The organism is Methanothermobacter crinale, from assembly GCF_055397825.1.
In genome coordinates this window covers 1265704-1290047 of the sequence record NZ_AP042450.1, presented here as the reverse complement: position 1 = coordinate 1290047, position 24344 = coordinate 1265704, and the positions used below count along the sequence as shown (strand labels likewise).

General features: G+C 39.5%; 26 protein-coding genes. 15 read left to right on the top strand and 11 right to left on the bottom strand.

Annotation, left to right across the window (positions count from 1 at the left end; genetic code table 11):
• Positions 1–330: 330 nt before the first annotated feature.
• The 4 genes from ACZ5XX_RS07450 to ACZ5XX_RS07435 all read left to right on the top strand — a co-directional run bounded on the left by ACZ5XX_RS07450 (position 331) and on the right by ACZ5XX_RS07435 (position 3387).
• Positions 331–837, top strand: coding sequence for a hypothetical protein (locus ACZ5XX_RS07450; RefSeq protein WP_464584019.1), 507 nt, complete (start codon positions 331–333; stop codon positions 835–837).
• 69 nt (positions 838–906) lie between these two features.
• Positions 907–2088, top strand: a complete 1182-nt coding sequence (locus ACZ5XX_RS07445; RefSeq protein WP_464586313.1) for a M24 family metallopeptidase — start codon at positions 907–909, stop codon at positions 2086–2088.
• A gap of 630 nt (positions 2089–2718) precedes the next feature.
• Positions 2719–2961: an AbrB/MazE/SpoVT family DNA-binding domain-containing protein gene (locus ACZ5XX_RS07440; protein ID WP_464584017.1), complete on the top strand. Its 243-nt coding sequence runs from the start codon at positions 2719–2721 to the stop codon at positions 2959–2961.
• 15 nt (positions 2962–2976) lie between these two features.
• Positions 2977–3387 carry a type II toxin-antitoxin system VapC family toxin gene (locus ACZ5XX_RS07435; protein ID WP_464584015.1) on the top strand — a complete coding sequence of 137 codons (411 nt, stop codon included), beginning with the start codon at positions 2977–2979 and terminating at the stop codon, positions 3385–3387.
• 227 nt (positions 3388–3614) lie between these two features.
• Here ACZ5XX_RS07435 and ACZ5XX_RS07430 read toward each other — a convergent pair whose 3' ends face one another.
• The gene (locus ACZ5XX_RS07430) at positions 3615–3764 is read right to left on the bottom strand and encodes a hypothetical protein (RefSeq protein ID WP_464584013.1); all 150 of its coding nucleotides are present in this window, start codon (positions 3762–3764) and stop codon (positions 3615–3617) included.
• A 37-nt stretch (positions 3765–3801) separates the two neighbouring features.
• Between ACZ5XX_RS07430 and ACZ5XX_RS07425 the strand changes: the two genes are divergently transcribed.
• The 3 genes from ACZ5XX_RS07425 (at position 3802) to ACZ5XX_RS07415 (ending at position 5441) form a co-directional block, all read left to right on the top strand.
• Entirely contained in the window at positions 3802–4125 is a 324-nt protein-coding gene (locus ACZ5XX_RS07425; RefSeq protein WP_464584011.1) for a hypothetical protein, read from the top strand.
• A 101-nt stretch (positions 4126–4226) separates the two neighbouring features.
• On the top strand, positions 4227–5000 hold the full coding sequence (gene xth, locus ACZ5XX_RS07420; RefSeq protein WP_464584009.1) for an exodeoxyribonuclease III: 774 nt from the start codon (positions 4227–4229) through the stop codon (positions 4998–5000).
• A 174-nt stretch (positions 5001–5174) separates the two neighbouring features.
• Positions 5175–5441 carry a hypothetical protein gene (locus ACZ5XX_RS07415; protein WP_464584007.1) on the top strand — a complete coding sequence of 89 codons (267 nt, stop codon included), beginning with the start codon at positions 5175–5177 and terminating at the stop codon, positions 5439–5441.
• 1186 nt (positions 5442–6627) lie between these two features.
• On the opposite strand, the gene ACZ5XX_RS07410 is transcribed toward ACZ5XX_RS07415, so the two are convergent.
• Both ACZ5XX_RS07410 and ACZ5XX_RS07405 read right to left on the bottom strand, forming a co-directional pair.
• Complete coding sequence (locus ACZ5XX_RS07410) at positions 6628–6798, bottom strand: hypothetical protein (protein ID WP_464584005.1); 171 nt, start codon at positions 6796–6798, stop codon at positions 6628–6630.
• Between the two features lie 221 nt (positions 6799–7019).
• Complete coding sequence (locus ACZ5XX_RS07405) at positions 7020–7724, bottom strand: glycerophosphodiester phosphodiesterase (RefSeq protein WP_464584003.1); 705 nt, start codon at positions 7722–7724, stop codon at positions 7020–7022.
• 194 nt (positions 7725–7918) lie between these two features.
• On the opposite strand from ACZ5XX_RS07405, the gene ACZ5XX_RS07400 reads away from it, so the two are divergent.
• Positions 7919–8089 (top strand): hypothetical protein, encoded by a 171-nt coding sequence (locus ACZ5XX_RS07400; protein WP_464584002.1) that lies wholly within the window; start codon positions 7919–7921, stop codon positions 8087–8089.
• Between the two features lie 211 nt (positions 8090–8300).
• A complete protein-coding gene (locus ACZ5XX_RS07395) occupies positions 8301–9197 on the top strand; it encodes a sodium:calcium antiporter (RefSeq protein WP_464584000.1) in 897 nt (298 codons plus the stop codon).
• 1227 nt (positions 9198–10424) lie between these two features.
• On the opposite strand, the gene ACZ5XX_RS07390 is transcribed toward ACZ5XX_RS07395, so the two are convergent.
• Positions 10425–10559: a hypothetical protein gene (locus ACZ5XX_RS07390; RefSeq protein ID WP_464583998.1), complete on the bottom strand. Its 135-nt coding sequence runs from the start codon at positions 10557–10559 to the stop codon at positions 10425–10427.
• 665 nt (positions 10560–11224) lie between these two features.
• Between ACZ5XX_RS07390 and ACZ5XX_RS07385 the strand changes: the two genes are divergently transcribed.
• Positions 11225–11374, top strand: a complete 150-nt coding sequence (locus ACZ5XX_RS07385) for a hypothetical protein (protein WP_464583996.1) — start codon at positions 11225–11227, stop codon at positions 11372–11374.
• Positions 11375–11626: 252 nt separating this feature from the next.
• Here the strand turns inward: ACZ5XX_RS07385 and ACZ5XX_RS07380 are convergent, their stop codons facing one another.
• Positions 11627–12052 (bottom strand): hypothetical protein, encoded by a 426-nt coding sequence (locus tag ACZ5XX_RS07380; protein ID WP_464583994.1) that lies wholly within the window; start codon positions 12050–12052, stop codon positions 11627–11629.
• 1649 nt (positions 12053–13701) lie between these two features.
• Between ACZ5XX_RS07380 and ACZ5XX_RS07375 the strand changes: the two genes are divergently transcribed.
• On the top strand, positions 13702–13905 hold the full coding sequence (locus tag ACZ5XX_RS07375; protein ID WP_464583992.1) for a hypothetical protein: 204 nt from the start codon (positions 13702–13704) through the stop codon (positions 13903–13905).
• Between the two features lie 166 nt (positions 13906–14071).
• Here ACZ5XX_RS07375 and ACZ5XX_RS07370 read toward each other — a convergent pair whose 3' ends face one another.
• Both ACZ5XX_RS07370 and ACZ5XX_RS07365 read right to left on the bottom strand, forming a co-directional pair.
• The gene (locus ACZ5XX_RS07370; protein WP_464583990.1) at positions 14072–14485 is read right to left on the bottom strand and encodes a HEPN domain-containing protein; all 414 of its coding nucleotides are present in this window, start codon (positions 14483–14485) and stop codon (positions 14072–14074) included.
• Positions 14445–14804, bottom strand: a complete 360-nt coding sequence (locus ACZ5XX_RS07365; RefSeq protein WP_464586311.1) for a nucleotidyltransferase domain-containing protein — start codon at positions 14802–14804, stop codon at positions 14445–14447. The genes ACZ5XX_RS07370 and ACZ5XX_RS07365 overlap by 41 nt, the downstream gene beginning before the upstream one ends.
• A 259-nt stretch (positions 14805–15063) precedes the next feature.
• Here ACZ5XX_RS07365 and ACZ5XX_RS07360 point away from each other — a divergent pair, with 259 nt between their 5' ends.
• On the top strand, positions 15064–15264 hold the full coding sequence (locus ACZ5XX_RS07360) for a hypothetical protein (protein WP_464583988.1): 201 nt from the start codon (positions 15064–15066) through the stop codon (positions 15262–15264).
• Between the two features lie 619 nt (positions 15265–15883).
• Here the strand turns inward: ACZ5XX_RS07360 and ACZ5XX_RS07355 are convergent.
• Entirely contained in the window at positions 15884–16642 is a 759-nt protein-coding gene (locus ACZ5XX_RS07355; RefSeq protein ID WP_464583986.1) for a hypothetical protein, read from the bottom strand.
• 141 nt (positions 16643–16783) lie between these two features.
• Here ACZ5XX_RS07355 and ACZ5XX_RS07350 point away from each other — a divergent pair, with 141 nt between their 5' ends.
• Both ACZ5XX_RS07350 and ACZ5XX_RS07345 read left to right on the top strand, forming a co-directional pair.
• On the top strand, positions 16784–17494 hold the full coding sequence (locus ACZ5XX_RS07350) for a C39 family peptidase (protein ID WP_464583984.1): 711 nt from the start codon (positions 16784–16786) through the stop codon (positions 17492–17494).
• A gap of 402 nt (positions 17495–17896) precedes the next feature.
• On the top strand, positions 17897–18088 hold the full coding sequence (locus tag ACZ5XX_RS07345; protein WP_464583982.1) for a hypothetical protein: 192 nt from the start codon (positions 17897–17899) through the stop codon (positions 18086–18088).
• A 117-nt stretch (positions 18089–18205) separates the two neighbouring features.
• On the opposite strand, the gene ACZ5XX_RS07340 is transcribed toward ACZ5XX_RS07345, so the two are convergent.
• From ACZ5XX_RS07340 to ACZ5XX_RS07330, 3 genes are read right to left on the bottom strand one after another with little or no spacing between them, the layout of a single operon-like run.
• Entirely contained in the window at positions 18206–18325 is a 120-nt protein-coding gene (locus ACZ5XX_RS07340) for a biotin/lipoyl-containing protein (RefSeq protein WP_464583981.1), read from the bottom strand.
• A gap of 3 nt (positions 18326–18328) precedes the next feature.
• Positions 18329–18463, bottom strand: a complete 135-nt coding sequence (locus tag ACZ5XX_RS07335; protein WP_464583979.1) for a hypothetical protein — start codon at positions 18461–18463, stop codon at positions 18329–18331.
• Positions 18464–18487: 24 nt separating this feature from the next.
• Positions 18488–18634 (bottom strand): hypothetical protein, encoded by a 147-nt coding sequence (locus ACZ5XX_RS07330; RefSeq protein WP_464586309.1) that lies wholly within the window; start codon positions 18632–18634, stop codon positions 18488–18490.
• A gap of 547 nt (positions 18635–19181) precedes the next feature.
• Here ACZ5XX_RS07330 and ACZ5XX_RS07325 point away from each other — a divergent pair.
• Positions 19182–24281 carry a cobaltochelatase subunit CobN gene (locus tag ACZ5XX_RS07325; RefSeq protein ID WP_464583977.1) on the top strand — a complete coding sequence of 1700 codons (5100 nt, stop codon included), beginning with the start codon at positions 19182–19184 and terminating at the stop codon, positions 24279–24281.
• The last annotated feature ends 63 nt before the right edge of the window (positions 24282–24344 follow it).

The window sequence follows — 24344 nt, the reverse complement described above, 5'->3', positions numbered from 1 at the left end:
AGGGTCCTCCCTTCCAGAGGGGGAGAAAAATAAAAACCCAAAAAATACTATTCATGTGGGATATTCTGGTACATCATTGTCTATGATGTGGGGGTCTCTGTAAAATGGGGTTTTCGACACCATGAAAGCAGAATCAGAAAACCTCCTTCCGTAAAAGAAGAGTAGTTCACGGGAATCGATAAAAATGAGAAAAAAGTCACTACATGTTTCAAGTAAGTGAATAAAGGTTATTTTCATCAATCTACTCGTAGAGGTCAAACTCCCCCCCACAAATTTTTATATATTGGGAATGCAAAAAAATAACATTATCAAGTTAGAGGGAGGTTTTTTGTGAAAAAGTTTTTGCCAATCCTAATATTAGTGGTTGTGGCTTTTGCATTTGGCTGCACAGGGGTTTCTGAAAAGACTTTTTCAGGAGATGGTATAACATTCCAGTACCCTGGAACTTGGGAGAACAAATCCATAAGTGAGTTGGAGGCTTCTATTCCTATTTTAGAATATGGAGCAGCAAGTGTTATAGCATACCTTGGGAACGATACAGAAGAATTTGCCGTGTTAAAATTAACAGCAACAAGTGGTGGTTATGTGAGATCACCAAGTGAATGGTTACAGATAACGGAATCATCATTTGAACCTTCACAGATCATATCAAAAGATGAAAGTATAAAAGTGGCTGGCAAAGACGCTGCACTCCTCCAATACCGAGAGGGGGGCAAGTATTTTACCATGGTACATATAAAAATAGATGAAAGCAAAGGATACCAATTATATTATAGTAGTCCGCAAAGTGATTTGGCCACACTCAAGAAAATAATAGAAAGCTTTAAGATATCCTAACATTCTCTTTTTTATGTTACAACACAATAATTTTAGGGATCCATAAAATCCGGGGGTATAATTTTGGGGGTGCCTTATAATGAACTTGAAAATCGTATGAAACGTTTCAGGGCTGAGATGGACAAGAAAGACCCCCAATGGGAGATTGCAGTGATTTTCACCAAAATAGACCAATATTATTTCACTGGGACTATGCAAGATGGCATATTAGTCATACCAGCTGATGATGATCCAACATTTTGGGTAAGGCGCAGCTACGAACGTGCTTTAGAAGAATCTAAATTTAAGGATATAAGACACATGAATACTTTCCGCGATATTAGCCAAACATTTGAAAAGATACCAGATACAATATACCTTGAAACAGAAGCAATGCCCTTGGCACTATATGAAAGATTCACAAAATACTTCCCAATCAAAGAGTATAAGAAAGCAGATCGTATTATAGGAATGCTAAGAGCCATAAAAAGCAAATATGAGCTCCGAATAATGAGAAAATCTGGTAAAATACACCAGCACATACTAGAAGAGATCGTGCCAGAACTATTATATGAGGGTATGAGTGAAGCCGAACTTGGAGCAGAACTTTTCCAGATCATGATAGAAGAAGGATACCATGGCATCACACGATTCGGAATGTTCGACACAGAAATGTTACTCGGACACATAGGATTCGGCGACACACCACTCTACCCATCTTACTTCAACGGAGCCAGCGGAAACCGAGGGCTGTCACCAGCAGCTCCACTGCTCGGAAGTCGCCAGCGCAAACTAAAAAAAGGCGATCTCGTTTATGTGGACATAGGCTTCGGAATAGAAGGCTATCATACAGACAAGACAATGACATACATCTTCAAAGGGGAAATACCCGAAAAGGCAGAGAAAGCCCACAATAAATGCCTAGAAATCCAGGAAAAAATCTCCAAGATGCTAAAACCGGGGACAAGCCCCGCAGGAATCTATAAGACGATAATGGATGGACTCGATGACGAGTTCAGAAAAAATTTCATGGGTTTTGGAGAAAATCAGGTAAAATTCTTGGGTCACGGTATAGGCCTTGTGATTGATGAAGTGCCAGTAATCGCTGAAAAATTCAAGGATCCATTGGAGGAGAACATGACATTAGCAATAGAACCGAAGAAAGGCATCCAAGGCGTGGGGATGGTTGGAACCGAAAACACTTTTATAGTGACAAGGAAAGGCGGGAAATGTATCACAGGAGAGAATCCAGGCCTCATCCCAACCACCTAGATATCCTGTAATCCCCTTTTTTCACCATTTTCCCTGTTCTTGACTTTTTTGGGCTTTTTCAAGGATAATCTTGTGGATTGTTATGGCGAATGTAATTCAAAGTTCGATCCTTATCTCCACCCTCCCCCTTTTTGTGATATTGAAATGGTTTACCCTTTGAGGCGATCTTATATGACTGTGAAGCCTCCACATAACCTATTTCTGCAAGGTTCACCCTCCATATGATTATCACTTAAAGATTATCATCTAAAGCTTGTTGGCAAATCTTTACAAAGATAATTCAGCCCACAATTAATATTTTGGCAAAGTGTAAAAACTTTGGATTACCATGTCCATAAAAAAGTTTCACGATCGAAGCAATAAATTCCCCTTCTAAAAAGAATCTTTTGAACAACAACATTACCACAATTATCCTAGATCTCACAAAAAGTTTTTTTTACAGAGCCCGGCTTTTCGATATAATACCAAATTTTTCATAGAAAATCTATGCATTTTTAGATTCGATTCTTTTTACAATCGAGCATACCCTATTTTCCTATTGAAACACCAGAAGGAAGTGTATTGAAGGACTATAGAAAGTATAGAAAATCATTTAAAGTATTACATACACAAATATGGTAAGGTGATATTATGGTAAGTGTTACAAGCAAGTATCAAGTAACGATCCCTAAAGAAGTGCGTGAAGATCTTAAAATCCGCGCAGGGGACAAAGTAGTCTTCATAAAAGACAAAGAAGGGAAATGGAGGCTCATGAAATTTGAAAAACTAGCAGAGAGGATAATAGAATCGTCAAAAGATATAGAGAAGACCGTGAAAGAATCAAGGAAAGGTTTTGAAAGGGGTATAAGAAGAAATCTCAAATCTTTAAAATAAGTCTAGGTGATCATAGTGAAAATACTCATAGATACCAATGTTTTCAATAACAAGAGATTTTGTAACTGGCTCTTGAATTCAGAAAAACAAAAATATTTACCATCAATCGCTTACATGGAGTTCCTATACCATCAAATAAAGAAAGGGAATACGGAATCCATGGTAAACACGTTCCTAAAAGAAATGAATGTTAAGATTGTCCCATTCGGAAAAAATGAGGCAAAAAAAGCCGTGGCAAACGCTCTTGGCAATTGGGATTTCAGCGAAAATGCTAGAGATTATGCCATAGGCGGCACAGCACTCTCATTAAATGCAAAATTAATCACAAACAACAAAAAACACTTTAAATGGATGAAAAATGTCATAACACCCGAGGAATTCCTCAAACAAGATAAAGAGACATCAACAGATCAACCCTCTCATTAGATCCCAAAAAAAAAAGGAAAGAAGACTACTCACAAGTAATTTACCCTAAGTAAATTATCATAAACCCCCACCAAAAAATCCAGAAGACACCATCAAAAGAAAGTGACAAACTCTTTCCTCCCCCACCAGAGTAAAAAGGGGATTCAATAAAAATTTCGTCTCAACAATTGCATACTATTCCAAATTTCAAAAACCTTGGAAAAAGGCAACCCACAAAGGTTAAAGTTCTAGCAGAAAGTTAATGCAATCCAAACACCAACATAATGTGCTATGATTATAACAGCTAATGCTATAATCACGTGCTCCGCTATTATCCTCCAAGGGTTCCTTTTCTGTTCCCTAGCGATCTGAAAACTGAATATTCCCAAGAGGAACAAACCCCAAAGAATATTCACAATAACCGCAACTGATAAATTGAACAATAAAAGTGGGACGATAAAAGTTAAAGCGAAAACAAACTTAGACAAGAAAGTGGCCAAGGTCGACTCCCATATCTCCCTCGTGGTATGCCTATCCTCAGCTTCTTCAGAAACATGGATACCCAGCGCATCAGAAAGAGCGTCAGCAACTGCTATCGTTAATATACCACCAATAACCACAAACCTAGAATGCGTCCCAGAATTCAAACCCACCATCAAACCCAAGGTTGTGAGTACAGCAGAAGTTAAACCAAAACTAAACCCAGCCCTTAATGAATGCCTCATCATACAAAAACAATATCTCGCTCCAAGTTTATAAAATTAGCATTCCAATTTTGCCAAAAAAATTCCCATACCCCAATCCAGAATCTAAGATAATTATTATCCAAAAAAAATTATACAATGTGATGGGGGGTTTTCATGTCCACTATTAAGATAATTTCATGGAACGTTAATGGTCTGAGGGCAGCATACCGTAAAGGCTTCCTTGACTGGTTCCTCACAGAAAAACCTGACATATTATGTTTACAGGAGATAAAAGCAAACCACGGGCAAATCCCGAGAAAATTGAGGCATGTTGAAGGTTACAGTACATTTTTCACACCAGCCCAGAGAAAAGGTTACAGTGGAGTTGCCATATACACCAAAATCAAACCCACAAGCTTGAGGGAAGGATTCGGACTAAAAAAATTCGACATCGAAGGCCGAATCCAAATAGCAGAATTTGAAAAATTCCTACTATACAACATATACTTCCCAAATGGTAAAATGTCCGAAGAACGCCTCAAATACAAACTAGACTTCTATGATGCATTTCTCAAAGACGTGAACCGCGAAAGAGATTCAGGACATAACATAATAATCTGCGGCGATTTCAACACCGCTCACAAGGAGATAGACCTCGCAAGGCCAAAGGAAAACAGTAACGTCTCAGGGTTCCTACCGGTTGAAAGGGCTTGGATCGACACTTTCATCGAAAACGGTTACATCGACACGTTCAGAGCATTCAACAAAGAACCCGGCCAATACACATGGTGGAGTTACAGGACAAGAGCCCGTGAAAGAAACGTTGGATGGAGACTAGACTACTTCTTCGTTAACAAAGAATTCATGGATAATGTTAAAAAATCTTGGATATTATCAGATGTTATGGGCTCAGACCACTGCCCCATAGGACTCAAAATCAAACTATAAAAAAGGGCACAAAATTTTGATTGTTAAACCAAAACTTATAAGATTAGAAATTGAATAATGATTCAATCATGTTATGGCTGTTAGCAAGATTTTGGGGATTTTTCGTTGGTTCAGCCCTTTTAATCGGCGCCATACTCGGATACTATTCTACCCAAGCGTCTTATCGCCTCTATCATGGCATTCGGTGCCGGGGTGCTCATATCAGCAGTGGCCTTCGAACTCATGGATGAAGCTTATAAGCTCGGAGGCTTTCCACATGTTACCCTTGGTTTTATAAGTGGGGCTGTCATCTTCACTGGAGCGAATGTTTATCTGGCGCGTAAAGGCGGTAAACATCGCAAGCGTTCTGGCGAGCACATGCTAGAATCTGATAGTCTGGCTATCACAGTAGGTTCTATCATAGACGGTATACCAGAATCAGTTGCGATAGGCCTACCATGATAGAAGGCAGGATTGTGAGCATGGCCACAGTGATAGCCATATTTTTATCTAATGTACCTGAGGGGCTTTCGAGTTCTGTTGGCATGAAAAGGGGCAGGTTGGAAGGCCATTTCAATTTTTTTCTGCACAGCTATCGCATCAATTGCGGGTTACAGCCTATTCAATAATCTTCCACCAGGGATTATTGCAACTAGTATGGCCTTTGCAGCGGGGAGATCCTGGCCATGCTCGTGGATACGATGATACCAGAAGCCTTTTCAGAAACTCACGACCTTGCAGGGCTTATAACAGTTTTAGGATTTATCATATCTTTCATTTTATCAAAAATTTAACTTGCTAAGCCCCAAAGGGGGGGTAGACGACAAAAACTTTATATTTTTTCCTCACCACTCGTCTACAAGGCTGAGAAAGCCGGTAGATGAATAGAGAATCTGTCTATCCGAAATGCGGTTAGGAGGGCGGAGAGAGACCTAAAGGCCTCCTTGAAAATATTAGATGTGGGGGGGCCAGAATGTCTGTGGAGAAAGGACTTTTACCCAGATGGCCGAGAGGCAAAATTCTTTCCATGAAGCAGAAAAACCCCTCCGCAAGGGGGTAGTTCAGATTTAAGTGGGAGTATTGGAGGGTCTCACCCCCACACACAAAAAGAGATGTTGGAAGGTACAAGGGCACAGATTATGTAAGCATGTGCTCTTTTTTTGCGATCATATCTTGGAGAGATACGGTTGATAAAATGGCTAATTATTGGGGTAGATGAAAAAAGCGGGGCTGTTAATTGCTTTGCAGGGAGTTTGTGAGTAATCAAATAAGAAGGTTTTGAAATGGGAACAATCATGGAGTGAATAATTGAGTACAAGGGGATTTAAAACTTGAAGACTAATTTAGGGCGTATTTACTGATATTTAGGTCACTTATAGGCTCTAGATCTTTTATCTTTATTACTAATACTACTTCTTCTTTTTCAAGGATTTCATAGAGTATTCTGTAGGATCATACCCTTATTCTCAATAATTTTTCATTTCTTCCCAGGATCTTTTTCGCACCTTTTACATAGGGATTTTTAGATAGTAAATCCAATTTCTTAATTATCTGTATTCTGTATCCTTTCTACAATCTCTTGAGGAAAGTATATGCGCTTCTGCTTAAATGGACTTCATAGGTCACATTAAATCCTTTTTTATATCCTTTAAATGTACGGTTTCCCTTCATCGTATTCTTTCTTTGCCATGCTCAATAATGCTTCTTCATCGGCCGTTAGAATAGTATCCACATCTACCATATGCTCTTTTATGTATTTTAAATCTCTTTTGATCTTTTTTAATTCTTTCATTATCTTAATATCCCCGGTTTTTGACATGATCATCACTTAAACTTTTTCTCACTATCTATTATACGGATTGTTTAATAAAATTTTTTTGTTATAGGAACTCCTCGATAACGGTTTACAGGCATACAAGCCCCCCATGAAGATTTGAATGAAAATAAACGACATATTTGCTTGTTGTCCGAATACGAAAATACTAAAGCAAGGCAAAAAAATTAAATGAACGGACTTCTCCAATCAATCTGAAAAAATCATTATCTTGTATCATTCTGCGCAATTTTGAATGTATTTAATTTGTTTTGGTATGGGCCTATTAGCTTGTTTGTCACGATCCCATCTACTCCAAATTTTATTAGTTTTTTCGCTGTTTTTGGGTTGTCTATTGTCCATGGGTATATTTTTATGTCATGTTTATGGGCTCTTTTTATCATTTTCTGGTCTGTGAATTTTTGTTTTGGGAATATTGCATCTGAATTGGCGTCTAATGCTAGTCTTTCCGGTTTTAAGGGTTGGCATGAAAATATGACCCCTGTTTCTATGTTCTCATCTAGGATTTTCACTTTCTTGAGACTACCATGATAAAATGATGTTATTAATATATCTTTCAGGTGGTTTTCATGGATAACCTCTAGAACTTTTTCTTCGATGCCTGGAATTTTCATCTCTATTACTAGTTTCGCACCCTCCAGGAACTCTATAACTTCTTGTAGTGTTGGTATTTTTTCTCCTTTTCCAGCATCTAAACTTTTTAGTTGTTGGAGTGTCATATTCTCCACTCTACCAGTACCATTTGTTGTCCTATCCACCCTCGGATCGTGGATTATGACAAGTTCATTGTCTTTGCTGAGCCGAACATCAACCTCGACTCTGTCAGCTCCCATCTCCACAGCCCTTCTAAAAGATCTTAAAGTATTCTCAGGTTCGAAATAAGATGCTCCCCTATGAGCTATAACTTCCATAACATCACCAATCCCATGTAAATCCTTTTTTTGGGTGCAAGTTTAATTTTTACCTGCACGATCCTATTATATTTTTATTCTCATAGGCTTAGCCAAGCGATTATCATGAAAAAAGGCTACATTCATGATCACAAGCTTCTTAGGAAAAAATGTATAAAAAAGAAAAACAGATAAAACATGTAGGGTGGTTGGCTTTGACCAAGAAGAGGAAAAGGGAGACTGTGGAAATTTTAAAATTCAAACTCGAGTATGGCAGTTTCCCCGAAGTGGAACCCGTAAAGATAAAAAAATCCCCCAAAAAAGCAAAAAAGAAAAAAAGGAACGTCGAGGAGGAACTATACTGCCTCCTGATGGATTTAGAATGAAATATTCTCAAAAAGAATGCAATCCCAAAGATCATCAACCTCGCCAAGAAAACCTTAATGAGCCAAGAACAAAAAAATTATGAACTATCTTGAAACTCACGGAGAAGAGAAAAAAATTTGATGATCCTCCAATACCCTCTCATGTGATCTATAAATATTAATAGTTAATATACAAGGTGACATGTACCATTATCTAATTTTCACTGCGCTTTTGATTGTACTTATTGTAAGTGGCATAGTAACCACAAGATCCATTTCTAAGATATCCTCTTATCTTAGATTGGGCCATTTCGCTGCCGGTTTTATTATAATGGCTGTTGCAACAGGCATACCTGAATTGGTGGTGGGTATAAGCTCTGTTATGGAGGGCGTGCCCGAAGTTTCCCTGGGAAACGTCTTGGGTTCTAATGTTGTTAATCTATCCCTAATTATAGGTACTGCAGTGCTAATTGCAGGAGGGGTTAGTTTTGAGGGTGATAAAATCGGAGAGTGGTTTGTTTACCCTTTTTTCATAGCCCTTCTACCTATCTTCTTGACTTTGGATGGTGTATTGTCCCGTTTTGATGGTCTATTCCTGATTGTTATATTCATTGGCTATTTCTTGTTGGTTTATAGGCAAAGGGGCTTTGAAGAAGAGGAAGAAGTAGGTGAGGGAGAATTTTTATTATCTTTAATCTTGTTTGCAGCTGGCTTAACAGTTCTTTTGATAAGTTCTAGATATTTGGTTCATTATGCTGTATTGATCGCCCTTGAAATAGGGGTTCCAGTTTTATTTATAAGTATAATATTGATTTCTTTTGGCACATCCCTACCAGAGCTTGTATTTGAAACCATCTCAATACTCCATGGCTACAAGGCTCTGGCAATAGGCGACCTAATGGGAAGTACAATAGTCAACTCTACCCTGATCCTAGGCGTGGTATCAGTTATGAGACCAATCCTAGTCACTGATCTTAAAAATTTTCAGATCGTCTCAGTCTTTTTAATATTACTGATTTTCATTTTTATAATGTTTTTAAGGAGTAAGAGTGGTATAACACGCCAAAAAGCCCTGTTGTTAATAATTATCTATGTTATTTTCTTATTTTTAAGCGTGCTTAGCAGGTGAAAACTCCCCAACCTCTAAAATATTACGCTGAAAACCCCAAACCATGAACAAATATTTACAGGGATTACCTTTAAGCACTCCTATTGGAATGGCCCCACTACCTATCGAAAATTCCAATAGAAAGAGTTTTAAGTGATATTCACTCCCCCAAGAAACGGGTTTCTCGGTGGGGTGCTGGAGTGTAAGTACCTTTAGAGTATGGAACGATCCAATGCGGGAAATAGTGCATTGTCAGCATCAACATCATATTTACTTTAAATTCATGTTAAGTAATGTATCATTCATGTCAAATCCTACTAAAATAAGAAGTCTAACCTGTATATGGTGGTATCTCTATCTCCCCCAAGAAATTTACGTAGGTGTTAGCAGAGTCTTTGGCAGAAAAACTTGGAGCACCCTAAAGTAGAGAGATCATACAGCCACATTCAGCCTATGGCTAAAAAATATGAGATTTCATTCTTGTAGATGCAAGTTCACCACATATTAGATAAACCCAAAAGATTTTTAAGAGTTAACTCCATCACCCAGCCCACACCTTAACATGTAAGATCTTCCAAGGCTGGTGAATAGCAGACTCAGAAGCTTGAAACTCAAAAAGAAACACCACCCAAAAGTATATAAATTTTCCTCTCTCACAACAAGAAACTTTGTTTAACCCTGAATAACGAAATTACACAGTTAACGGGCCGAAAATGTGGGGAAAATATAGTAAGAAAGCGGCCACGCCTTGGGTTTATGATTTTTTAAGGTATTCTGCGATGAACTTTGCAAAATTGTTATCTAGGTTGTTTTGTAGGTATTTATAGACCTTTTCAATGTCTATTTTCTGCGTACATATGGACTAGTATGTTCCTGAAACTTGTGGCTGGGGCGAATTTATCCACGAAATCCTGCTCCTTTTAATGTGATGTCATTTTTTAAATCTTTTAGGCTGTGGGTTGATAACCCTTTAATATTTTTAGGTATTCTCTTAATCTTTCTAATTTTGATGAGATTTCATTTTTCATATTAATCCCTGGCGGGCTATCCCTATAATGGCTATTCTCGCATGCCTGTCAATATAATACTTCCTATCCAAATATTCTGAGATGATATTTTTCTCAAAGTTTATCCTTTTTTCCTCATCATCTTTTAAGAGTATTCCATCTTTTATTATAATTTAAGGAGAGTGTCGTATCATTCATGATGATCAAATCAATTTTATCTGTTTTAAGTATAGATGCAAGATCATATAAACAATTTCAATTGAAATTGGGACCTCTCATATTTTCCAAGGGGTTCGTCTAGTAGAACTCCCAGGTCAAAATCGCCCAATTTCCCTTTATCCCCTTGAGTGGAGCCGAAAAGATAGGCTAAATTCACCTTATCCTTCTTTTCAAAAAAAATTCCACAAGTCTTCCAAAACACTTTTCCATTACCCCGCACAAACCTTTTTTTTGATTATTAAACTCTAACCTAGTAAAAAGTTGGATCCTCCAGAGTAAAATATAGTGAAAACAAGGTTAATAAGCTTTACAAGTATCACATTTAAAATGGTTAAAAAAGCTTCACAAGCTTAATCATCAAATCCAAGGCTTAAATACACTCAAAAGCCAACTTATGGCCTTAAAAGACGCGATTAGAAATTCAGATGCCATTGGATTCACATCATATTCTAAGATACTCAGGCTTGAATGGCGTGCTACAATACAAAAATTCATTTAAACGCACCGGATACTAGACCTTGGACAAAATGCTCGACTTAAATGTCCTTTATTCAACATAAAGGATCCTTCAATAACTATTGATGGAACAGAGCATTCAAGTAGCTATGCAAACCTATACTACACCCCACAAAGCCAGATCACAGAATAAAAGGATGGAAGAAGAGTTTACACCAAAGCCTGTCGTGGACACACGAAAACAGGTATAATCGCTCAATGTATTTCCAAGGACCCCATAGACACAATTCAAATGATAAGATGCCCCACTGTCAAGAAAACAGGGGAAATGTAAGCTATTGAGTTTCTGTATGGACATGGTATTGGATGGCAACCAGCATGATACCAGTCGAAAAAAATGTAAAGAATGGTAAATATCGGCCTGCAAGGGGTTGGATCTTTTCAGCAAACCATTACAACCGAAGAAACATCGTGGAAATAATCAATATCAGTGATGAAGAGAATACTAGACGATAAAAATATTATTCTAGAAGTAAACAGCAGATATGCAGGGAAATACATGCTCAAGAACCTGCTATCATCTTACAGCGCATAAAAACCACATCAAAATAATAAAAACATGATTACAAAGCCAAAATTTGTATGCTTTCTACAGAGTTATGTTTTTATTTATTTTTTCCAGTTAACATTATTATGATATGTAATAAGACCATAGTTTTATGCAAACATTAAAACTTGTGGATATGTGTAGGGGTCAGTCCCCGTGGGTTACCAGTATTTGTTTATATGTTTTTTGATTTCTGGATTTTTTGATAGGAAGTTGTGGATTTCATTATAGATGATCGCTCCTTTTGTTGATAACTTTTCTTCTTTTTCCAAAGTTTCGGTTGCGAGAAAGTAATCACCTTTTTTCATATATTCTAGTCCATTTTTCCATGATCTATATGATTCTAGGTATAGGCGATCTGCTTTTAAATATGATCCTACTAGTTCCTTGTATGGCCCATCAGCATATTCATATGCTTTTTCTTCGAATGAGATCATCTCTTCTTGTTTTTCGATTATTTTATCTGCATTGGCTAGGGCCTGGTCTATTTCTCCTTTGATGATGAGCTCGTCGGTTTCATCAATTATCTCACCTTTTTCTTCATTGATTTCACAAACTTGTGCCATGTATTTATCCATTTGTAGCATTCTATATTCGGTGTAGGTGAAATAACTAATCATAGTTATTGTAATAGCTATTAATATTATTGATAAGTATTTTTTGTCCAGTTCTTCGCACCTCCTAGTTTTCAGCTTATATCCTCTTTTTTTTGGGACTCATCGAAATCAATTATAATTTTAAATCGGATTTTTTAGTATATAACAGCGACCTGTTTATTTGAATCTGAATCCTTAAAATTTGTAATTGCTTTGAAATGGATTGTTTTTCGGTTTTACCTGTTATCTTCTGTTAAATAAGGAGAGAATTCTTGGACAAGTGGGAATTGTTCCGGTTTTTTTCCATGAAATCATCTAGCGCATGATTTATTTTGCCTTCATATTCTCCAGGGGGGTGGTTGCATTTAAATTTATATTCTTGTATTTGAGTCATTATTTTTCTGGTTCGCACCATCCATATTCTAATATTAGTATTGGTATCTTCTTGGCAAGCGATGTTTCAACCCCAGTAGCCTGACATGTTCTTTACCTTGTGAACAGTTTCCCATTATCTCTATCCAATTCTTTGTGATATTCTAGGAGAGGGATTTTCCCTCTTTTGTTGAAGGATACAATTGAACCATTTTGGCCTTCCAATGAATGGCCACTCCTCCCAAGCACTATGTATATCAAAAACGGCATCATATCCTCCACTTTTGTATCATGGGTACTATATATTTTTATTAGTGGCCGTGTTCCCAAAATTCCTTCCCCTTGCTCCAGTTTTTAGCATATTTTTCGGATACGTGGATCCGGTAAATATCGATTTTCCCCCTAAAATGCGTTATGGGCTTCCCATTCATAGGGAGGGTGAACTCCAAGTATGAAGGCGAATTTAGGACCAGTTTCGTTACTTTGAAACTTGCATATGTCTACTTTTGCCTCTCCATAGGCTTTTGTGTGTTCTTCTTTTCTTCGCCCATATAAAAACAAAAAACACAAGATATGCATAAAGTCATAGTAAATAATGCTTTTCCTTTATGGTTTTTTCACGATTGGGGGATGCCTTTAATATTCTCTCATCATGTATTTTGTGTTTTCAGCATTTAGTTCCATTTCAAGTACTCTTTATATAGGGATTCAAATAGCTAGTTAATGTATGGTTTCTGCCAACCCATGGTTTTTCTCTAATTGGAAGTTGATTCATTGTCGCAGTTGATAATTTTTCTAGGTTCTAAATAAAACCTTTTTCGTTTTGGCAGCACATAAAAGATATATAAAACGCTAAGTATTTAATAGGGCTCTGTTCTTGCGAATTTCATGCCAATAGAGCGTTCTAGAACTTCTTCAGGCTTTCAAAGATTTTGTGAGAAGTTATGGTAGTTCTTTGGGACATTGAATCTATGATTTTCTCTGCTTTTTGTATTTCGAACCGGTTACAAGCAGCCAAACACTACTCTCAGCACATTTTTTTGGGGGGGACATGGTTTGTTTCAGATAGAGATATTATTTTGATCCTCTTCGAAGGTTTGACGATTATCCTGCTTGAAATGGTATTACTCGATTTTTTGAATGCCTTGGAGGAATATATTATGATTTTTTAGTTTCTAATTTGGGGTGAGTGGGGAAGCCAATTGATTTTTTTAATCTTGACCTTGATCTTATAGGTGGGAGAGTATCCGCCGCTGATAATGTAACAAGTGAGGATAATTCATAAACCCAGACCTTGTAGGGCAGTTAAAGCGAAACTTTATGGAACCATGATGAACGTTGTATTCGCAGTAACATGCGCCATAGGAATCGGAAGTCAAGTAGGTGCAATTCCGGAAATGAGAGAAACCACAGGGAGAAATGTTGGAACAGCAGCTACCGGCCCGGAACCAAAAATCAAGGAAAATTTATGAGGTTGGCAAGGCTAGGGGGACATCAGCAACAGGAGGACTTCATGTATACGCGATCATGGGGGGTCATCATCCTAATATCACCTTCAAGGGGTAGGATACTTTTTAGCAGGATGCGAGAAAATTTAATTTCCCCATTTTTTATGGCTTGGTGCTCTTCTTTTATGGGTTAATCTGTTATTTTCAGTTTTTTTTCGACGAGTTCGACGATTTCATTTGCTAGGTTTGCAGCTTCTTTCGCAGCATCTTTTGTGTAGATTCTTGCAGGGATACTGTCTGGTATGGTGTTCGGATATCTTGTCGGTACATAGTAACCGTCGAGTATGGCCCATCTTTTGATTTTCTTTGAGAATTTATTGTCGAATTTTGATGCTAGGTTGCATAATCTTTCAATTGAATGTCCAACCACTATCTCCTCGCCTTGCGCGTATAAAAAAGCCTTTAAAGCCTTTTCTCCTACTTGTTGGGCTAAGAAGCATGCTATGTGATAGCCTCCCCTTTCAGCCAAATCCTTTGTCCATTTTAGATCCTCTTTTGCCTGTTCAAGCCATCTTTTCCCTTCCTCGATCGCTTCTCTTCTCATATAATACGACCTCATCCTCTAATATCTTTTTGAAAAATCTTCTCCTTTTTATTTTTTCGAATTCTTCTGGTGTGTAACATAGGATGTCTGCATCAACTGGTAGAGATAATAGAGAATAGATCTCTTTTAACCTTTTCAGGAAAGGTTTTTCGGTTTTCATTATTATAAGTATATCTAGGTCTGTGAAAAGATCGGGTTGTCTTTTATTGTAGGATCCGAAGATACTTACTTTTTCCACTTTACCAGAAAGACTTTTAACAATTTTTTCAACAGACTTTTCCAAGAGTCTAATATATTCCTCCCTTTTTTCCTCTAGCATAACTATCACAGGGGAATTTGATTAGATTTATTATTTTTTAATTCTTATATAGGCTGAGATTTTGATTATCTAGTGTGAAAGAATATTCTATAGTTTTTCTCTCGTCTACTAGGAGGCGTTTATAATTTAATGAAACCTTATGGTGTGTGGAGGGTCTGGTTTAGGCATGAGCTCATCCTTCTGATAACATCCCATTTAAAGTTTCATACATTTATTTACAATAGAGATGTAGTGTTGTTGGACCTTATAGAATATGTGGTTGGAAACTTACATAATACTCATAGATTGGCGAGAACTTATACTGAAAGAAATGGAAGACCCCCTTAAAATATGGGGGGTGGCCATTTTAGGATCAGGAACATTTAGACAATTTTTCGGCTGGGGCAAACTGAATAGATTGATTATAATGCCCGGCCTACGGGGTGTTGGAAAAACAACCATACTACTCCAAACTATATGAATATCTGCTAGGAAAAGGAGTTGAACTTAGAAAAAGGAATAGAAAAGGCAGTAAGTGACGACAGTATGAATATCTGCTAGGAGAAGGAGTCGAACAGGATAGAATATTCTATATTTCGGCCGATGAAACAGCATATCTTCAAGAATTTATTAGATGTCATTAATGTCTTCATAGATCACAGAATTTCACCCACTGGGCAAACAAAATGTTTATTTCGTGGATGAAGCCCATTATGATAGATATTCCCGATGAATTTTTCAGAATACCTCATCCTAAAGTATGGAGTTTTCCCGCCTAAGGAAACAGCAAAAAATTATAAGAGATCTAATATTCAAAGATGATGTAAAAGCCGTTGAAAATGCTTCCATGATAAAAAAGAGGTCCTGAAGATCATCAAAGCTGAAAAACTCAAGAATAGAATACATATTAACGCTTTTTGTATCTATCCCCAATCTGAATCAAATTCATGGCTTAATTTATGAACTAGACCATGTCTCGCATCGGTTCATTTTCAAGGTTTTCTTCCCATCACCCTCTTGAAGTAATTGTCCCCCATCGTTTTTTTTTTAGTTTCTTTCAAAAAGAGTAGTGCTACTTAAAAACGCGAAAAAGGTTGAAATCATAAGACGTATGGCGGTTCCCTGGATACGGAGTCTATGATCTTTTCTGCTTTTTGCATTTCTTCTTTCGAACCAGTTACGAGCAGCCAAACACCACCTTCAGCGCCTGAAACACCCCCTGCCGCGACCAATTCTGCGTTGGCACCACTTAAAATTTTTATAGCCTCTATCTCTGTGAATACTTCTCCAACAACGGGCAGCATGCGGGGTCCTTCAGCTTCTAGCGAATTAAGCTTGGCCGCGATCTTATCAAGGTCTCCTGGAACTCTTTTTTCAAGGCCTATGGGTATTATGAGTTTGGTGCGGCGCCCAACCACTGCTTGGAGGGATGCTACGATGGTTCCACCCTCCGGGTGCCCTATATAAACAGCTGCTTTTCTTTTTTTAATGTTGAGCGCATTAGCACCTTTAAGTATAACGTCATTTTTCCCAAGCTCGTCTAAGATATCGAATATTGTCTTGCCAAGTTCCCATCGCCCATCCCTTATGATAACATCTCCTGGGAAACTTTCACGCAATTTTTCGATTCTTTCATGTTTGAATGAGGGCGGTAGAGTTATGCCACGGAAGAACCCATCAAGTCTAAAATCATTTTCACCAAGAGATTTACATATTTCTTCTGCTATGTAGCTATTAGTTGTACCGGCGATTATTGCAAGGATCCCATCATCCAATACCCGTTTTATATCAGGATGTTTGCGCATGCCACGGGCTATGAGCCGTTTACCAGCACTAGGCGTTATAAGAAACTGTTTCATACCTATCAACTCCATTCTTATAAGTTTCCATAGATGATGATTAACACACCCCTCAATTTATATGGAGTATTTATATCATATTATATGAATGCGTCCACAGCGGTTATGAATACTTTCTTGACAACTATTTTCATGTGACTTATGACAGCTGCAGGCGCCGCAGAAAACTTCACAGTGGATGCTGCTGCCTGTACAGACAACTCCACAGTCGTTGAAGTCCAGGATGGTGATGTAGGTGCACCTGATGATGCCACAGTGGATTCTGAGGGCGTCATCCTCCAGACCAGGAATTATACCTGCGGACCCGCAGCACTCGCCACCGTCTTCCAAAAACTTGGAATAAGCACTACAGAGGATGAACTAGCAGAACTTGCAGGCACAACCGAGGACGGGACAACCATGCAGGGCCTCTTGGAAGCCGCCAAGGCCAAGGGAGTGAATGCGGTCAGTATGAAACTTGGTATATCTGAACTCAAGGAGAACATGATTGTGTACACCATGGTTGATGGTGTGGGACACTACACCATAATAGGGGAGATAACCAGTGACGCGATTAAATTCGCAGATCCAACTGCAGGGAACATAAAATTAACCCTCCAGGACTCCCGGGAGATGTACACAGGCTACGCCCTTGTAATCAACCATAACACGACCAGGACAAAAAACCAGACAGATACAGATAATAACCCAGCCGTGGACAGCGCAACTCAAAGCAGCGCTGAAAACAAAACCCTAAGCAGAGAGGAAATGCAGAACATCAAGGGTAAGGCTGTGCATAGAAAGAAGTTCAGGTATCGTGTGGGCTGGCCCCGCACTGGTATGAGGTTCTGTTGGGCTTGTTTGATGGGATAGGTTATAGTTGGACTGGAAAAGGGGAAGTCATGGAACTCTGTTTCTAATGCTGGGACAGCCGCTATAATCTTTCTCGTGGCAGGTTAGTCCTTCAAGATCGAGGTTTTTTAACTCTGGGTCTTGGGTGTTTCCTTGGCCTTACATTCATTTTCATACGTGATTTTAAGAGGAAAGTTCTGAAACCAGGAGACATCGGGCTGTTCATATCAAACATGATCTTGATCCTTGTAAGTATTCCGCAGATACACTTAATTGTCTGGTCTGCCTGTTAAATTTGGATAGAAAAGAATCTGCTAAACTTCTCTGGAACGTGTTCGTGGGCAATTTTTCATTAAACAGAGCACCAGTCAAGAAGAAATACTTCGCTCATGACTTCCTCTAGATTCATAGAACAGTGATAACATGACAGCTGAAAAGGGCCAGGATCATGCAATGGCGGACCAGGAATATGAGGCAGTGAAAGAAATAGCAAAAAAAGGCCTCTTTCAAAGGATGCGAGGGTCTGCTGATAGAATGATATACACTGATAGGGACGCTGCACTGAGGGGCTCATGTTTCATGGTCACGTCATTCAGCGATCCGGTTCGCAGCTGAGCCTTGATGTGCCGGTGATTACAGGGGGAATGATAAGAAACTTTTTAAAAAATTTATTTTATGACCATGATTACGTCGCCAGCTTCAACCCTTTCACCCTCAGCGGTGTATATCTTCTCAACAATACCACCATGGGGGCGTCTGGATATCGTTCTCCATTTTCATGGCCTCAACAACAGCGAAAGCGTCCCCTGCATTCACCTGGTCGCCCTCACTGACCTTGAGCTTCACAACCATGCATTATATTGTGGACTTAACAGCACCCTCAATATCCACTGGTTCGGATTCCGCCTCCTCAATGGTTATGTGGCCCGTGGGAACCACCTTGACCTCGAACTCGTCACCATCAACCTCAACATGGAAGACTGTTGGCACTTCACTTTGCAGGGGGTCGCTCCTTTACCAGGGGCTCCTCCTCAATTTCACCCTCAAGAATTTAGGTGCAACGGCCGGGTGGAGGGCGAGGGTCAATATATCCTCCTCCTTTTCTATTATGCCCACCTCTTCACCCCTCCTTCTGCGCTCCTCATACTGGGGTTTGAGTATGTCTGCGGGCTTGCAATCTATGGGTTTCTCATGCCCAAGGGAAGATTATAAAAAAATCTAATATTTAAAGGGGAAATGTAAAACTGCTAAAAAAATGTTTTCACGATAAAAATCCCCGAAGATCATCAAAATTGAAAAAGGTGGTTGATGGAGCCTTTAGTTATGATGAACCAGTACTAGTTGATATCGATACAGATACAAAACGTTTCCTATCACAGCACTTAATTCTTTTTTTTTCATGAGCTTTAGAGAATATCGAAAAATTCACTAACTACTATGTTTTCTTCGCTTTCACCGGGGATCATTGAAGATTCTAACTTTTTTCGCAAACTATGTGCCACTACTATGGTCATGCTCATAAGGTAGAATAATGCATCGTGTTTACAAGAATACCCGTAGAATATTAAAAAATAAATTATTACTATTTTGAATTCTATTAAAAAATCAGTAATAAAATAATCATATATTTATAAGATGATATTAATTATTTTCCCTTAGAGAATGAAAGGGAGGTGAAAAAATTAAAAAGGCAAGTATTTTCCTAGTTTTGGTATTTGCAATCCTATTCATAACTTTGGGGTCAGTGTCGGCAGCTGATACAAATTCAACCACTATACTGGTTATAGGGTCCTCAAGTGGCGCTAAAAGCTACAATGAAGTTGCTCATGATCTCATGGACGAATTAAATAAGCAGACAACAGTAGTGAAATTCCAGATAAGATCAACAAGTCAGATAGAAAACATGACAGCGGATGAAATAAAATCACTCGTAAACAATTCAGATATTATATTGGCAGAATGGGGCACACAACTTGCAGGTAACGGTTCACTAGAAGCAGTGATAAGATCAAATCCAACAATTATAAATGACAAGATATTCTTCGTATTCGAAAGTGGGCCGACGCTCGTGAAATTGAGTAAAATCAACAATACTAACGTTTTCGATGGTGTGAGCGACAAAGATATTGGCACTTGGGACACCCCAGGGACACTTATAGGAGCCTGCCACGATGGAGACATAACTGCACTATCATCATACAAGGAAAAATATCCAAACAACAAGGCGTTACATGATTGGATAGACTGCGCAATATATTATGCAGCCAGTGGAAAGACCAACCTTAAAAACCAATTCAAATGGGCTCTCAAAAAGTATGCAGAACTAAAGGGGATCCTATGGCCAAAAGAATGGGATCCAGAACCGCCAGAGATTGCATCACCACTATCAATGGAATTTTTATACCGTGATGGTCAAAGATTCACCAAAGAGCAATATTTTGAAAAGTATCCCCTTGATCCGAACAAGCCAACAGTCGGCGTGCTCAGCTACATAACAAGCGCTGGGGAAGTGGCTTATGCTGACGCTTTCCAAGAAATAATCGATGCACTTGTAGCAAGGGGCATGAATGTCATACCAGCTGTAGGCACATGGTCAAGCTACATCAACCTTAAAGAGGATGAGATAATAGAACTTGCCAGGAGTCTATGCCAAGCAAACCAGACAGTCCAAATACTATCAGTTAAGGGCATAGGCAATTACACAGACACTAGTTCTATCCTAGGAGTTACTAGCAATCCAAAGGCACTAGTATATGAAATTGCAATCCTTGAAAATGGGAAAACAGTAAAAACTGTTAAAATAAGTTCTTCACAACCAACAAATGTTTATTCAGCTATGATAAAATTTTTTACAGACGCAGAAAACGTACTACAATATGAATCAGACCCTAAAAGGTATCCATGTAAAGTCAACGCTATAATAGACCTCTTATCATTCATTACAGGTTCAACAGTCTCGGGTGCGCAAGTCAACAGATTCTTCGAACAAGCCAATGTCCCAGTTTTAAGGGCGATGATAACAAGTTCTACTTATAGGACGCCGGGTCAATGGCTAGTATCAGAAGAAGGATTCAGTTGGATGGCAGTTTATTGGCAATGCGCACAACCAGAAATGCAAGGCCAAATAGAACCCATAGCAGTAGGTGTTGGGGAGTTAGGATACGACCCCGAGACGGGAGCGCAATGGGATACAACAGTTACTTTACCAGACAGGATCCAGAAGCTTGCAAACCGTGCCTATAATTGGGCTCAACTCCAGCTTCTCCCAAACAAAGACAAGAAAATAGCCATAGTATACTATAATTATCCTCCCGGCAAGCAAAACATTGGTGCAAGCTACTTAAACGTGCCAGAATCCTTACTAGAAATTTTAAAAAGACTTAAAGCCGAAGGATACAATGTTAGTGAAATCCCAGCTAATGAAAGCGAACTCCTCCAACTCCTAATAGAAAGGGGCATAAACGTGGCAAACTGGGCCCCAGGGGAACTAGAAAGACTTGCTAACAACACAAATGTTATCCTATGGCCAGTCGAGGACTATATAGCATGGTTCAACAAGCTAGATCCAATAGCCAAAAAAGAAATGATAGAAGGACCGGTAGGCTACATCGAAGAATTGACAAAAGCGGCCATAGAATACATTAAAAAAGGAGATCCTCGCGTAAAGGATGAGATGATCAAAACATTAAATCGTTGGACCCAAGAGATGATATCAAATGCAAACACTTATCCTACTGTAGGGGCCATGGCAACAGAACTCATCCAAAACATCAGTAGCACATTAACCAAGATACTTGACGATCCGACAAATACAAGCTTATGGAGCCTATTCTACGAATACAAGAGCCAATTCCTTGCACTTAACATGTCAGGCCTGACAGGATGGGGTGAGCCGCCAGGAAATATTATGACAATAGAAAAAGATGGTAAGAGATACATTGTAATCCCTGGCCTATTATTTGGTAACATATTCATAGGCCCAGAACCACAGCGTGGATGGGAAGCTGACATATCAAAGTTCTACCATAGTACTGTTGTGCCACCACCACATTGTTACCTTGCATGGTACGCGTGGATTAACACAGTATTCGACGCCAATGCCCAGGTACATCTTGGAAGACATGCAACTTATGAATGGACACCCAGGAAACAGTATGCACTTTCCAGCTTCGACTACCCAGACATTTGCATAGCTGATAAACCGTCAATTTACATTTACATAATGGACGGTGTTGGCGAAGGAATGCAGGCAAAAAGAAGAGGCCTGGCAGTTATAATAGACCATCTAACACCACCATTAACACAGACAAAACTCTACGGGGACCTACAAGAGCTCGCAGGCCTCATAACAAACTATGAGAAAACGCCAGAAGGTAATCCACTACGTGAGGAATATGCAAAGCAAATCAGGGAAACTATCATAAAATTAAACCTTGCAGCAGATCTAGGCCTAGACCCAGCGAATATAACAGACAAAGACATTGATAAAGTCCATGATTACCTATTATCATTACAGCAAACACTCATGCCATATGGTTTGCACACATTCGGCGAAAATTGGACAGACGACGAAATAGCACTTATGGTTGCGGCAATGCTTTCACCAGACTCCCAAGAAGACCCATCACTCCAAAGACTCATAAGTATGATGATGGGATGGGACTGGAACAATCTAACATTGGAAGAAGCAGAGAACGTCAATGAAATAAGTATACAGACAATCAAGGACATCATTGCCGGTAAAACAATCAATGAAATAATAGGAAACATCACAGATGAGAACTTGCGCAAAAGCCTAGAAGAGAAACTTCTAGTGGCCCAAGAATACATTAAACTCTTAAAAGAAAGCCCAAGTTGCGAAATGGACGCTTTAATAGAGGCGCTCTCTGGGCATTACATCACACCGGGCAAGGGTGGAGATCCAGTAAAGGCGCCATATGCACTTCCAACCGGCAAAAACTTCTATGCACAAGACGACAATACATTACCCACAAAAGTTGCATGGGACCTTGGCAAAAGACTCGCGGACATGGCGCTCGCACAACTCGACACAATCCCAGAAAAAATAGCAGCAGTCGTATGGTGCGTTGAAACAGCACGCGACGACGGGACAATGGTCTCATTCGTACTCCGCTTACTAGGAGTCCAACCAAAACTCAACGACAAAACCTGGCTCAACGGAGGAAAACTTTCCTATATCATACCAACACCACTAGACCAACTCCTAGCCGACCTAAACAAGGCAAGAAACAGCCTAGGACTATCTAATCTTACACAACGACCAAGGATAGATGTTATAGTTACTACTAGCGGACTTTTCAGGGACTTGTATCCAAACCTCCTCGCAAAGATGGACATCGCATATAGAGTGGCTCTTGCAGCCTCCTATTCAAATATAATAGAAGCATACCCAGAACTTAAAGGAGAACTTGACAAGGCACTAGATCCACTAATCACTGGAAAATTCCAACAGGCAAAGACATTAGACGCCCTACTGAAAACAGTTGACCTTAAAGACCCCATCAACTTAAATTATATTGCAAAGCATTGGATAGAACTCGTAAATGGAGGATACGATGGCGACACCGCGATAACACGCATATTCGCGCCACCAGTAGGCGATTATGGAGCAGGAGTCAACAAGGCGGTTGAACAAATGTGGACATGGAACGACCGTTCACAACTCGCAGACATCTACTTGAGGAGAATGAGCCACGCCTATTCAAACACCCAATGGGGCATATCCCAACAAAAACTCTTCCAAGACCTCCTAAAAGGAATTACAGTAACATACCATAGTAGGAGCACGAACTTATATGGCGTCATAGACAACGACGACTACTACGACTATTATGGCGGCTTGTCAATGGCCATCGAAGAAATAAACAGCGGCAGAGCACCAACTTTAAATGTAGTCTATTATGCAAACCCCTCCAACCCAGAGATAGTATCGCTCCAGGAATTCATGGGAAGAGAGATAAGAACACGCTACTTCAACCCAGAGTGGATTAAAGGACAGATGAGGGCAGGATATGCTGGTGCAAGACAGATCTCAAACAAGTTCGTTGATTACCTAAAGGGATGGCAAGTTACAACACCACAGTTAGTCAACGATTATGTCTGGAATGAGATAACAAATGTTTACATAAGGGACAAGTACAATATTGGAGTTACAAGTTGGCTTTCAACTGGTCAAAACGTATATTCGATGATCAAAATAACAGGAACATTACTTGAAATGGCCCACAGAGGTTATTGGAAAGCTGATGCAGCCACCCTACAACTAGTAGCTAACACTTGGGCTTCGATGATCTCAAGTTACGGTGTTTCCTGTTGTGACTGTAGCTGCGGTAACATTGCTATGATACAGTGGGCTATGGGGTATGTGAATCCTAACCTTTTAAGTGGGGTTAAGACGAAGCTTTACGGTGCTACACAGAACAGCGCATTCGCGCCGACAGGAACTCCAGGAGCGCCTGGAAGTCCAGGACAGCCAGGAACTCCGGGATCTACTGGACAGGCAGGGCCAACACCAGGCTATACTGGCGGTCCTGGGATTGGAAGTCAAGCTGGTAGTCCAGGAATAGAAGGGGTAGTTGCAGCTGGAGGGGCCGCGGCTGGTGCAACTGGCGCGGTGACTGGTGCAGGGCAAGGTCCCGGAGCGTCTGGTAGAGTCTATGAGGTGAGTAAAGCTGGTGGAATGCCAGGAGCAAGTTCTGGATTGCCAGTATACGCAGTTGCAGGGGTCATAGTCCTAGTAGTACTTGTAGGTGTAGGATACTTCCTAGCAGGACGTGGAAAAATTTAAAGCCCCCCTTCTTCTATTTTTTTGAAATTAATTAGGTTGCCATTTGCATTGGAGTATATTTTC